Origin of the sequence: Microbacterium sp. SL75 (assembly GCF_026625865.1) — a bacterium.
Taxonomy (GTDB): domain Bacteria; phylum Actinomycetota; class Actinomycetes; order Actinomycetales; family Microbacteriaceae; genus Microbacterium.
Map to the genome: position 1 here is coordinate 3,386,772 of NZ_CP113067.1, position 11,766 is coordinate 3,398,537.

Consider the following 11,766-nt stretch of genomic DNA (forward strand, 5'->3'; position numbering starts at 1 on the left):
TTACTCGTAAATTCTGGGGGTCGTGGGCGCGGCTCAGGCCGTCGCCTTGGTGACGGACGGATCGATGAGCACGTCGTCTCCGTCGATCACGACCTCGTACACGGGAACCGGCTCGTAAGCCGGGAGGTTCAGCGGGCGACCGGTCTTCAGCGAGAACGCCGAGCCGTGGGCCCAGCACTCCAGGGTCTCTCCCTCGACGAAGCCGTCGGAGAGCGAGATGTCGCCGTGCGTGCACACGTCGCCGATCGCGTGGACATCGCCGTTGCCGTCGAGGACGACGGCGATCGCGACACCGTCGATCTCGACGCGGTGCGCCTCGTCTTGCGTGAGGTCGCTGAGGGCGCAGGCGCGGGAGGCGCTCACGCCGGGGCTCCCGCGGCCAGCTCGTGCTCGATGGCCTCGATGAGCTCGATCTCGAGCTCGGGGATGCCGATGCGCTGCACGATCTCGCTGAGGAAGCCGAGCACGACGAGGCGGCGAGCCTCGTCTTCCGCGATGCCGCGAGCCTGCAGGTAGAACAGCTGCTCGTCGTCGAAACGCCCCGTGGCGCTGGCGTGGCCGGCGCCCTGGATGTCGCCCGTCTCGATCTCGAGGTTCGGGATCGAGTCGGCGCGAGCACCGTCGGTGAGAACGAGGTTGCGGTTGGCCTCGTAGGAGTCGGTGCCCGTGGCATCCGGTCCGATGAGGACATCGCCGATCCACACGCTGCGCGCGCTCTCGCCCTGCAGGGCGCCCTTGTACAGCACGTCGCCGACCGTGTGCGGTCCCTTGTGATGCAGGTAGACCTGCGACTCGAGGTGCTGACCGGCGTCGGCGAACGACAGGCCGTACAGGCGTCCCTCGGCGCCGGGTCCCGACAGCTCCACCGAGGGGTTCACGCGCACGACGCCGCCGCCGAAGCTCACCACGACGTGCGTGAGCTTGGCGTCGCGGTCGACACGAGCCTGGTGGGATGCCGCGTGCACGGCGTCGTCGTTCCAGCGCTGCACCGAGACGACGGTGAGATCGGCGCCGTCGCGCACGATGATCTCGACGTTCTGCGCGTGGTTCGCGGTGCCCTCGTGACGCAGCACCACGGTGCCGCGCGAGTTCGGCTGCGCCTCGATCACGACGTGGGCGTGCGCGAGGCCGCCCGTGCCGGTCAGGCGAACGACGACGGGCTCGTCGAGCTCGACGTTCGCGGGGATACGCAGCAGCGGCGCCTCGGCCTCGTGCTGCCAGGCGAGGGCGGCGGTGAGGTCTTCCGGACGGAAGTGCTCGCCACGCGGAGCCTCACCGGCGGCCAGCCGCAGCTGCTCGACGGCGGCGGGGGCGCTCACCTCGACCGAGACGACGCCCGAGGGGCCCGCCTCGTCGACGAACAGCGGCGCGAGCCGGGCGATGGGCGTCAGCTTCCAGTTGACCTCGCGGCCCGTGGGCACGCCGAAGTCAGCCGGATCGAACGAGGTCGGTCGCTCGGAGCGCGTCTGCACCGGAACGACGGATGCCACGAGTGCGGCGGGGTCGATATGCCCCTCCGCGGCGGCTGCGGGGGTCTGAGTCGCAGTCGTCATTTAGCCTACGGATCCTTCCATGCCCATCTCGATGAGCTTGTTGAGCTCGAGCGCGTATTCCATCGGCAGCTCGCGAGCGATCGGCTCGATGAAGCCGCGCACGATCATGGCCATGGCCTCGTCTTCGGGCATACCGCGCGACTGCAGGTAGAACAGCTGCTCTTCGCTGACCTTGGAGACCGTGGCCTCGTGGCCGAGCTGCACGTCGTCGACGCGGATGTCGATCGCGGGATAGGTGTCGCTGCGCGAGATCGTGTCGACCAGCAGGGCGTCGCAACGCACCGTGTTCGCGGAGTGGTGCGCATTGGCATCCACTCGGACCTCACCGCGGTAGCCCGCCCGACCGCCACCGCGGGCGATCGACTTCGAGACGATCGACGACTGCGTGTAGGGCGCCATGTGGATCATCTTCGCGCCGGCGTCCTGGTGCTGGCCGGGACCGGCGAAGGCGACCGAGAGGGTCTCGCCCTTGGCGTGCTCACCCATGAGGTAGATGGAGGGGTACTTCATCGTGACCTTGGAGCCGATGTTGCCGTCGACCCACTCCATGGTCGCGCCCTCGTGCGCGATGGCGCGCTTGGTGACGAGGTTGTAGACGTTGTTCGACCAGTTCTGGATCGTCGTGTAGCGAACGCGGGCGTTCTTCTTCACGATGATCTCGACCACGGCCGAGTGCAGCGAGTCGCTCTTGTAGATGGGAGCGGTGCAGCCCTCGATGTAGTGGACGTAGCTGTCCTCGTCGGCGATGATCAGCGTCCGCTCGAACTGACCCATGTTCTCGGTGTTGATGCGGAAGTACGCCTGGAGGGGGATCTCGACGTGCACGCCCTTAGGGACGTAGACGAAGGAGCCGCCCGACCAGACCGCCGTGTTCAGAGCGGCGAACTTGTTGTCTCCGGCGGGGATGACGGTGCCGAAGTACTCTTCGAAGAATTCGGGGTGCTCGCGCAGAGCGGTGTCGGTGTCCATGAAGATGACACCCTGCTGCTCGAGGTCCTCGCGGATCTGGTGGTAGACCACCTCGGACTCGTACTGCGCGGCGACGCCGGCGACGAGGCGCTGACGCTCGGCCTCGGGGATGCCGAGCTTCTCGTAGGTGTTGCGGATCTCTTCCGGAAGGTCTTCCCAGGTCTGCGCCTGCTTCTCGGTCGAGCGCACGAAGTACTTGATGTTGTCGAAGTCGATCTCCGACAGGTCTGCACCCCAGGTGGGCATGGGCTTGCGGCCGAAGAGCTGGTAGCCCTTCAGGCGCGTCTTCAGCATCCACTCGGGCTCGGACTTGAGGGCGGAGATCCCGCGCACCACGTCCTCGTTGATCCCGCGCTGCGCGATCGCGCCGGCGGCATCGGTGTCGTGCCAGCCGAACTCGTATTGCCCCAGGCTTTCGAGCTCGGGTCGGTCGATGAGTACATCGGACATGGTGATCACTCTCCTTCTCGGGCCACAACGGTGTCATCCGCCCCGGCATTCCGGACTCCGGTCGAAGTCTCAGGAAGGTCGCTGGTGGGCCCGCTCGAAGGCGCTGGCTGCGCGCCTAGACTGTCGTGGGTGCGGAACGCGTGAGCGCTGCACCCGGACCCTTTGATTCTACAGGCAACACCCGCTCTCGGCATGGCAGGCCCACTCTCCCGACGGCCAGGAGCACTTCGACGCCAGGAAGCCGTACGCATGCCCTCCGCCTCGTCCCCCACCGCCTCCACCCGCGACTCCGGCGCTCTGCGCCGCCTCATCGGATGGCTCCCCACCGACGTCGACCGTCGCGTGCGCGTTTTCGCCTGGTTGTCGTTCGTCGCCGAGGTGCTCATCATCGGCACCGGGGGCGCCGTGCGCCTCACCGGCTCGGGCCTCGGCTGCCCGACCTGGCCCAAGTGCACGCCCGACTCGCTCGTGAACACGCAGGAGATGGGTATCCACGGTGTCATCGAGTTCGGCAACCGGACGCTGACCGGGCTGGTCGGAATCCTCGCCATCGCCGTGGTGGTGCTCGTCTGGCGTATGCGGCACGAGCGCCGCGTGCTGTTCGTGCTCGCGCTCGTCGTGCTCGTCGGGATCGTCGCCCAGGCCGTCGTCGGCGGCATCACGGTGCTCACCGGCCTCAACCCCTTTATCGTCGGCTTCCACTACGTCGCCTCGGTGTCCCTGGTGGCGGTGTGCGCCGCCTTCCTCGTGCGGATGAACCAGCCCGCCGGCCCTCGCCTGCTCGCGGTCCCCCGCTGGTTCGCCGGCCTGGTCCACGCGACGACGGGCGTCCTCGCGCTCACGATCGTCTTCGGCGTGCTCACCACCGGCGCGGGCCCCCACTCGGGTGACGCCTCCGCCGGACGCAACGGGTTCGACGCAGAAGTGCTCGAGCACGTGCACTCGTGGCCCGGGTACGCGCTGTTCGCGCTGACGCTCGTCGTGGTCGTCGCGGCGTGGCGTCTGCGCCTGCCGGTGCGCCGCTGGGCGACCGCCCTGCTCGCCGTCGAACTCGTTCAGATCGCCGTCGGTCTCTACCAGGCACGCAACGGTCTGCCCGAGTTCGCGGTCGGTACCCATATGGTGCTCGCGGCCCTGACCGCCGCCACCATGACCGTCGTGGTGCTGCGCCTGAAGCAGCCCGCGACCGCGGGCCGCCACGATGCCGCACGCGAGACGGCGGCCGCCCGCGGCTGACGCGGGGCCGGGGTCTGCGCCGAGACGCGCTCTCGCCGACGGTCCGCTTCGCCGCCGGCCGGCATCCGCTCGGCACCGCGATGTCCACCTCCGCATGCCCTCAGGGCGCGGATCGGACCCCCTTATACGCTCATAGGCGTTTCATCGGCGACCCCTACACAGCACACCGGCGCATGGGTCATGGTCGAACATGGCACTTTCGTGTCCACCGTCCCGTCGTCCCCCGCTTCGGGACCCGCCGCCCGACACCCCCCTGTCGGAACGACAAGGAGTACTCCCCATGAAGACCCGTCCCCGCCTGGTGACCAGCATCCCGTTCTGGGTGCTCGTCGTCGCATCCCTGGCCGCCATCGCCGGCGGACTCGCGATCGTCCTGAACGGGATCGACGCGATGGAGCAGGTGCTCAACGATCCGAACGCCACCGTCGTGCAGGTCTACGTCGGCCAGTCGTGGGTCGTCGTCGGCGCCGCCGTCCTCGGCGCGGGTGCGATCGGCATCGTCGCGGTCCTCGCCCTCGCCGCCGCCACCGCGCTCACCCACCGTCCCGACGTCGCTATCGAGACCATCGACTGGAGCAGCGACGACGAGACCGTCGCCGAGGACTCCGCTCCCGTCTCCCCGTTCGCGCCCGCCACGACCGCCACGCCCCTCGCGGTGGAGGATGCCGACGTCGAGACGCCGTCGACCGCGACCGCTCCCCCGCAGGCCGCAGCTGCTGCTCGCCACGACGAGCCCCGGCTCGACGCCGGAGACGACGCCACGCGCCGCTGATCCCGCGCCTCGAAGCGCCCGCTCCCGATGGGGGCGGGCGCTTTTCGCGTCTCCGGAGGACGGGTCGAATGCGTACCGTGGAGGGATGTTCACACTGCGCACGACCCGGGAGGTCGACTGGCCAGAGGTGCGGTCGTTCCGCATCGAGAACGCCACGGACAACCCCGTGTCGTGGACCGCGACCGTCGAAGAGACGCTGCTCATCCCGGACGAAGGCTGGAAGATGCGCGCACGTCGCGGCGAACAACCAAACACGACGAGCCTGGCCGCCATCGCCGACGAGACGGGTCGATGGCTCGGGATGATGTGCGCGCAGCTCGGCGATGCGCACGGTCCGGAACCCGTCCTCACGGGCGTGTATGTGACCCCGGACGCGCGCGGGCGTGAGAACGGCGTCACCGACGCCCTGCTCGCCGCGGTCCTGAGCTGGGCGGCCACACGCGGAACGACCCTCCGGCTCTGGGTGGCCGAGCGCGCCGCCCCGGCCCGGAAGTACTACACCCGAAACGGGTTCGTCGCGACCGGGCGCACCCAGGAGCTCCGGGTCCTCGGGCGCCGTTCGCTCCCCGAGGACGGCGGCCTCGTGGAGATGAGCCGCTCCCTCATCGCCGACGCACCCCGCACGCACGCCGACCGCTGATCGCCACCGCGCCGGCTCGCTCGGACACCCCGGGAACCGGCATCCGGAACGAGAAAGCGCCCGCCCCGAGAACGGGACGGGCGCTTTCTGAATCCGCTCAGAACGGAAGCAGCGGGTCGACCGCGATCGCGACGAACAACAGGGTGAGGTAGGTGATGGAGGCGTGGAACACGCGCATCGGCCGGGGCTCTCCGCCGCGCACGGCACGGGAGTACAGCCGGTGCGACTCGTAGATGAACCACCCGCCGAAGACAAGCGCCGAGACCGTGTAGACCAGGCCCATCGGCGCGACGGGGATGAGCAGCAGCGAGCACGCGACGGTGGCCCACGCGTAGAGGATGACCTGCAGGCCGACCTGCGAACCACTGCGCGTCGCGCCGAGCATGGGTACGTCGACCTCGTCGTACTGGGCGGCGTACTTCATCGACAGCGGCCAGTAGTGCGGGGGCGTCCACAGGAACACCAGGGCGAAGAGGATGAACGGCGTCCACGAGAGCGAGCCCGTCACCGCCGACCAGCCGATGAGCACCGGGAAGCACCCCGCGATGCCGCCCCAGACGATGTTCTGCTCGGTGCGGCGCTTGAGGATCATCGTGTAGATCACGACGTAGAAGAAGATCGCTGCGGCCGACAGACCCGCCGCGAGGACGTTGGTGAAGGCCCACAGCCAGATCGTCGAGACCGCCGCGAGCGTCCACGCGAAGACCAGCGCACCGCGCGGCGAGACCTCTCCCGTCACGAGCGGGCGGTTGACCGTGCGCTGCATGTGGGCGTCGATGTCGCGATCGAGGTACATGTTGAACGCCGCCGCCGACCCCGCGCTGAGCGAACCGCCGATGACGGTGGCGAGGATCAGCCACAGGTTGGGAAGGCCACCCTGCGCCAGGATCATCACCGGCACGGTGGTCACCAACAGAAGCTCGAGGACGCGGGGCTTGGTCAGAGCGACGTAGGCCCGGAGGGTGCGTCCGACGGAGCGGCGATCGGTCGTCGCAATGACGTGCGACGTCGTCGAGATGTCCATCGTCCCCCGGGATAGCGCGAATAGAACCCTCACGATTCTATGCCATCCCCACCACACGCCCGGCCGCCTGTCGACCCCCGTCACGCACCGCGACCTGCACCGGCGTTCTCGCTATGCTGACGGAGAACGCGCGCCCCGCGCCGACACCCCACCCCTCTCCCACTCCTACGGTGGTGAGTGCGGCGTCGGAAGTGAACCCGGGCGCTCAGTATCGAGAAAGGCGACCCAGTTGTCGGACTTCGAATGGGATGACATCGATCGGCGCGCGGTGGACACCGCTCGCGTTCTCGCGGCGGATGCCGTGGAGAAGGTGGGCAACGGCCACCCCGGAACCGCGATGTCGCTCGCTCCCGCGGCCTACCTGCTCTACCAGCGCGTCATGCGCCACGATCCCGCCGACACCCACTGGCCGGGTCGCGATCGCTTCATCCTGTCGGTCGGGCACTCCTCGCTGACGCAGTACGTGCAGCTGTACCTCGGCGGCTTCGGTCTCGAGAAGAAGGACCTCGAGGCGCTGCGCACCTGGGGCTCGCTGACCCCCGGCCACCCCGAGTACGGTCACACCGACGGCGTCGAGATCACCACGGGTCCCCTCGGCCAGGGACTCGCCTCCTCGGTCGGCTTCGCCTACGCGGCGCGCTACGAGCGCGGTCTGTTCGACCCCGAGTCCCCCGCCGGCGAGAGCCCCTTCGACCACTACGTCTACGTCATCGCCGGTGATGGCGACCTCCAGGAGGGCGTGACCAGCGAGGCCTCCTCGCTCGCCGGCCATCAGGAGCTCGGCAACCTCATCGCCATCTACGACTCGAACCAGATCTCGATCGAGGACGACACCAACGTCGCCTTCACCGAGGACGTCCAGAAGCGCTACGAGGCCTACGGCTGGCACGTGCAGACGGTCGACTGGAAGAAGACCGGCGAGTACGTCGAGGACGTCGCCGAACTCCACGCGGCGATCGAGCGCGCCCAGGGCGAGACGAGCAAGCCCTCGCTCATCATCCTCAAGACGATCATCGGTTGGCCCTCGCCCGGCAAGCAGAACTCCGGCAAGATCCACGGCTCCGCCCTCGGCGCCGATGAGCTCAAGGCGACGAAGGAGGTGCTCGGTTTCGATCCCGAGCAGCACTTCGCCGTCGACGACGACGTCATCGCCCACACGCGCAAGCTGGTCGAGCGGGGCGAGGCCGAGAAGGCCGCCTGGCAGCAGAAGTTCGACGCCTGGGCCGAGGCCCACCCCGAGCGCAAGCAGCTGTGGGACCGCCTGCAGGCGCGCGAGCTCCCCGAGGGCATCGCCGACGCGCTCCCCGCCTTCGAAGCGGGCAAGGACGTCTCGACCCGCGCCGCCAGCGGCACGGTCATCAACGCCCTGGCCGCCGAGCTCCCCGAGCTCTGGGGCGGTTCGGCCGATCTCGCCGAGTCCAACCTGACGACGATCAAGGATGCCAAGTCCTTCATCCCCGCCGAGTGGTCGACGCACGAGTGGTCCGGCGACGCCTACGGGCGTGTGCTGCACTTCGGCATTCGCGAGCACGCGATGGGCGCGATCCTCAACGGCATCGTCCTGCACGGGCCCACGCGTCCCTTCGGCGGCACGTTCCTCATCTTCAGCGACTACATGCGCCCGCCGGTGCGTCTGGCCGCGCTGATGAACATCCCGACGATCTTCGTCTGGACGCACGACTCCGTCGCCCTCGGCGAGGACGGTCCCACGCACCAGCCGATCGAGCAGATCGCCACGCTCCGCGCCATCCCGAACTTCGCCCTCGTGCGTCCCGCGGATGCCAACGAGACGAGCGTGGTCTGGCTCGAGATGCTGCGCCGCACCGCCGGCCCCGCCGGTATCGCCCTGACCCGCCAGAACATCCCCGTCTTCGCCCGCGGCGAGGGCGCGGCATCCGGTGACGAGTTCGCCTCCGCCGAAGGCGCGGTCAAGGGAGCGTACGTCCTGGCCGAGGCCAAGAACGGCGAGCCCGACGTGATCCTCATCGCGACCGGCTCCGAGGTGCAGCTGGCCGTCGAGGCGCGAGAGACGCTCGCGGCCGAGGGTGTGCACGCCCGCGTCGTGTCGGCCCCCTCGCTCGAGTGGTTCGCCGAGCAGGACGAGGCGTACCGCGAGTCGGTGCTGCCCTCGTCGGTCAAGGCACGCGTGTCGGTCGAGGCAGGCTCCGCCCTCAGCTGGGCGGGCATCGTCGGCGATGCCGGTCGCTCGGTCGCGATCGACCACTTCGGTGCGTCGGCCGACTACAAGACCCTTTTCCAGAAGTTCGGCATCACGACGGAGCACGTCGTCGAGGCCGCCCGCGAGTCGCTTGCTGCCGCGGGAGCGGCAGCCGGACAGACGTCCGCAACGCAGAAGTAATCAGAGGAGAACCAGAACAATGAGCACTCCCACCGCAGATCTCTCCGCCGCAGGCGTCAGCATCTGGCTCGACGACCTGTCGCGTCAGCGCATCCAGTCCGGCAACCTCGCCGAGCTCATCGAGAAGCGCGACGTCTCGGGCGTCACCACCAACCCGACGATCTTCGCCGGTGCGCTGTCGAAGGGCGAGGCGTACGAGGGCCAGGTCAAAGAGCTCGCAGCCCAGGGCGCCAGCGTCGACGAGGCGATCTTCTCGATCACCACCGACGACGTGCGCGACGCGTGCGACATCTTCCTCCCGGTCTTCGAGGCCACCAACGGCGTCGACGGTCGCGTCTCGATCGAGGTCTCCCCCGACCTCGCGCACGACACCGAGGGCACCGTCGCTCAGGCGAAGGACCTCTCGGCCCGCGTCGACCGCAAGAACGTCCTCATCAAGATCCCCGCGACCAAGGCCGGCCTGCCCGCCATCACCGAGGTCATCGGCGCCGGCATCTCGGTCAACGTCACGCTCATCTTCAGCCTCGAGCGCTACGAAGAGGTCATCGACGCGTACCTCGCGGGCGTCGAGAAGGCGCGCGACGCCGGTCACGACATCGCGAACCTGCAGTCCGTCGCGTCGTTCTTCGTCTCGCGGGTCGACACCGAGATCGACAAGCGTCTCGCCGCGATCGGCACCGACGAGGCCGCCGACCTCAAGGGCAAGGCCGGCATCGCCAACGCGCGCCTGGCCTACGAGCTCTTCGAGAAGAAGTTCGCCGAGCCCCGCGCCAAGGAGCTCCTGGATGCCGGTGCCACGGTGCAGCGTCCGCTGTGGGCCTCGACCGGGGTCAAGGACCCGGCTCTGCCCGACACGCTCTACGTGACCGAGCTCGTCGCCCCCGGCACCGTGAACACGATGCCCGAGAAGACGCTCGAGGCCACGTTCGACCACGGCGTCATCACCGGCGACACCGTCACCGGCGCGTACTCCGACGCGCACGAGGTCTTCGACCGCCTCGCCGCGGCAGGCGTCGACGTCACCGACGCCACCCAGGTGCTCGAGGACGAGGGCGTCGAGAAGTTCATCGCCTCCTGGCACGAGCTGCAGGACACCGTGAAGACCGCACTGCAGGCCGGAAGCGCCCAGGCCGCGCAGTGACTCTCGCCGTCAAGGTCACCGGCCACGTCAAGTCGGTCGTCGACGCGGAGCTGCCGGGCCTGACGGGCTCGCTCATCGCGTCGGGCATCACCGCGGGCGACGCCTCCCTGTGGGGCGCCGCCGCGGAGGACGAGGCCTCGCGTCGGCTCGGGTGGGTGCGGGCGGTCTCCGTCTCGCGCCCGCTCGTGCCCGAGATCACGGCCCTGCGCGACGAGCTCGTCGCGCAGGGCGTGACCCGTGTCGTCCTGGCGGGGATGGGCGGATCCTCGCTCGCCCCCGAGGTCATCGCGCAGTCAGCGGGCGTACCTCTCGTCATCCTCGACTCGACCGCTCCGGGCCAGGTGCTGGCTGCGATCGACGGCGATGCCGAGTCCGGTGGCCTCGAGAAGACCGTGCTGGTGGTCTCGAGCAAGTCGGGCTCCACGATCGAGACCGATTCCGCCAAGCGCGCCTTCGAGGCCGCCTTCCGCGACCTCGGCATCGACCCGGTGGGTCGCATCGTCGTCGTCACCGACCCCGGCTCCCCGCTGGAGGAGTCGGCTCTCGCCGACGGCTACCGCGTCTTCACCGCCGACCCCACCGTGGGTGGGCGCTACTCGGCACTGACGGCGTTCGGACTCGTCCCCACGGGCCTCGCGGGCGTCGACATCGAGGATCTCCTCGACGAGGCGGATGCCACGTTGCTCGAGGTCGCGATCGACTCGCCCGAGAACCCGGCGCTCGTGCTGGCGGCAGCCATCGCCGGAGGCGGCGACCTGCGCCGCGACAAGCTCGGACTGGTCACCGACGGCAGCCACATCATCGGCCTCCCCGACTGGATCGAGCAGCTGGTGGCCGAGTCGACGGGTAAGAACGGCACCGGCATCCTGCCCGTCGTCCTGCTCCCGGTCTCGCCCGAGCTCGAGACGAGACCGGACGACCTTCAGGTCGTGCGCTTCGTCGACGACGCCGACGCCTTCCACCTGTTCGAGCGCCACACCGGCGAGGTGCTGGTGAGCGGCTCACTCGGCGCGCAGTTCGTCGTGTGGGAGTACGCCACCGCGATCGCCGGTCGGCTGCTCGGGATCGACCCCTTCGATCAGCCCGACGTCGAGTCGGCCAAGACCGCGACGCGCGGTCTGCTCGACGCGCAACCCGCCCCCACCGCCCCGGCCTTCGTCGATGGCGGAGTAGAGGTGCGCGTCTCCGACCCGGCCCTGGCGGCCAGCGGAACGGTCGCCGGTGTGCTCGCGGCGCTGTGGCAGACGGTACCCGCGGACGGCTACGTCAGCGTTCAGGCGTACGTGAACCGACTCGACCTCGCCCAGCTTGCGGGACTGCGCGAACTCGTGGCCGCCGATTCCGGTCGCCCCACGACGTTCGGGTGGGGACCGCGGTTCCTGCACTCCACCGGGCAGTACCACAAGGGAGGACCCGCGACCGGCGTCTTCCTGCAGATCCTCGAACGCACCGATGTCGACCTCGAAATCCCCGGTCGACCGTTCACGTTCGGACAACTCATCCAGGCACAGGCCGCGGGAGACGCGAGCGTGTTGGCGGAGGGCCACGGCCGTCCCGTCGTCACGCTGACGCTGACCGACCCGCAGGTCGAGGTCCTCTCACTCTTCGAGGCGGCACAGTAA

10 protein-coding genes are annotated in these 11,766 nt (G+C 69.2%); 6 read left to right on the forward strand and 4 right to left on the reverse strand.

The features are described from left to right. Positions 1-33: 33 nt before the first annotated feature. Genes OVA17_RS16155 through sufB form a run of 3 tightly spaced genes read right to left on the reverse strand, consistent with a single transcriptional unit; the run spans position 34 to position 2,972 of the window. Complete coding sequence (locus tag OVA17_RS16155) at positions 34-363, reverse strand: non-heme iron oxygenase ferredoxin subunit (protein ID WP_115918788.1); 330 nt, start codon at positions 361-363, stop codon at positions 34-36. Continuing rightward, a complete protein-coding gene (gene sufD / locus OVA17_RS16160; RefSeq protein WP_210076624.1) occupies positions 360-1,553 on the reverse strand; it encodes a Fe-S cluster assembly protein SufD in 1,194 nt (397 codons plus the stop codon). Before sufD ends, OVA17_RS16155 begins: the two co-directional genes overlap by 4 nt. Next, the gene (gene sufB, locus OVA17_RS16165; protein WP_094734162.1) at positions 1,554-2,972 is read right to left on the reverse strand and encodes a Fe-S cluster assembly protein SufB; all 1,419 of its coding nucleotides are present in this window, start codon (positions 2,970-2,972) and stop codon (positions 1,554-1,556) included. 249 nt (positions 2,973-3,221) lie between these two features. Here sufB and OVA17_RS16170 point away from each other — a divergent pair, with 249 nt between their 5' ends. From OVA17_RS16170 to OVA17_RS16180, 3 genes are all read left to right on the forward strand, one after another. Continuing rightward, positions 3,222-4,208 (forward strand): COX15/CtaA family protein, encoded by a 987-nt coding sequence (locus OVA17_RS16170; protein WP_267787454.1) that lies wholly within the window; start codon positions 3,222-3,224, stop codon positions 4,206-4,208. 280 nt (positions 4,209-4,488) lie between these two features. Next, entirely contained in the window at positions 4,489-4,980 is a 492-nt protein-coding gene (locus OVA17_RS16175; RefSeq protein WP_267787455.1) for a dinucleotide-utilizing enzyme, read from the forward strand. Positions 4,981-5,065: 85 nt separating this feature from the next. Beyond that, positions 5,066-5,620 (forward strand): GNAT family N-acetyltransferase, encoded by a 555-nt coding sequence (locus OVA17_RS16180; protein WP_267787456.1) that lies wholly within the window; start codon positions 5,066-5,068, stop codon positions 5,618-5,620. Positions 5,621-5,717: 97 nt separating this feature from the next. On the opposite strand, the gene OVA17_RS16185 is transcribed toward OVA17_RS16180, so the two are convergent. Next, the gene (locus OVA17_RS16185; RefSeq protein ID WP_267787457.1) at positions 5,718-6,644 is read right to left on the reverse strand and encodes a heme o synthase; all 927 of its coding nucleotides are present in this window, start codon (positions 6,642-6,644) and stop codon (positions 5,718-5,720) included. Positions 6,645-6,873: 229 nt separating this feature from the next. Here OVA17_RS16185 and tkt point away from each other — a divergent pair, with 229 nt between their 5' ends. The 3 genes from tkt to OVA17_RS16200 are packed head-to-tail and all read left to right on the forward strand — an operon-like array spanning position 6,874 to position 11,766. Continuing rightward, positions 6,874-9,003: a transketolase gene (gene tkt / locus OVA17_RS16190; protein WP_267787458.1), complete on the forward strand. Its 2,130-nt coding sequence runs from the start codon at positions 6,874-6,876 to the stop codon at positions 9,001-9,003. A gap of 19 nt (positions 9,004-9,022) precedes the next feature. Next, positions 9,023-10,144 carry a transaldolase gene (tal, locus tag OVA17_RS16195; protein WP_267787459.1) on the forward strand — a complete coding sequence of 374 codons (1,122 nt, stop codon included), beginning with the start codon at positions 9,023-9,025 and terminating at the stop codon, positions 10,142-10,144. After that, entirely contained in the window at positions 10,141-11,766 is a 1,626-nt protein-coding gene (locus OVA17_RS16200; protein WP_267787460.1) for a glucose-6-phosphate isomerase, read from the forward strand. Before tal ends, OVA17_RS16200 begins: the two co-directional genes overlap by 4 nt.

What these genes read in the sequence shown, in the direction of transcription:
- sufD (WP_210076624.1), bottom strand. Translation starts at nt 1,553, where the DNA reads ATGACGACTGCGACTCAGACCCCCGCAGCCGCCGCGGAGGGGCATATC.
- sufB (WP_094734162.1), bottom strand. Translation starts at nt 2,972, where the DNA reads ATGTCCGATGTACTCATCGACCGACCCGAGCTCGAAAGCCTGGGGCAA.
- OVA17_RS16170 (WP_267787454.1), top strand. Translation starts at nt 3,222, where the DNA reads ATGCCCTCCGCCTCGTCCCCCACCGCCTCCACCCGCGACTCCGGCGCT.
- OVA17_RS16175 (WP_267787455.1), top strand. Translation starts at nt 4,489, where the DNA reads ATGAAGACCCGTCCCCGCCTGGTGACCAGCATCCCGTTCTGGGTGCTC.
- OVA17_RS16180 (WP_267787456.1), top strand. Translation starts at nt 5,066, where the DNA reads ATGTTCACACTGCGCACGACCCGGGAGGTCGACTGGCCAGAGGTGCGG.
- OVA17_RS16185 (WP_267787457.1), bottom strand. Translation starts at nt 6,644, where the DNA reads ATGGACATCTCGACGACGTCGCACGTCATTGCGACGACCGATCGCCGC.
- tal (WP_267787459.1), top strand. Translation starts at nt 9,023, where the DNA reads ATGAGCACTCCCACCGCAGATCTCTCCGCCGCAGGCGTCAGCATCTGG.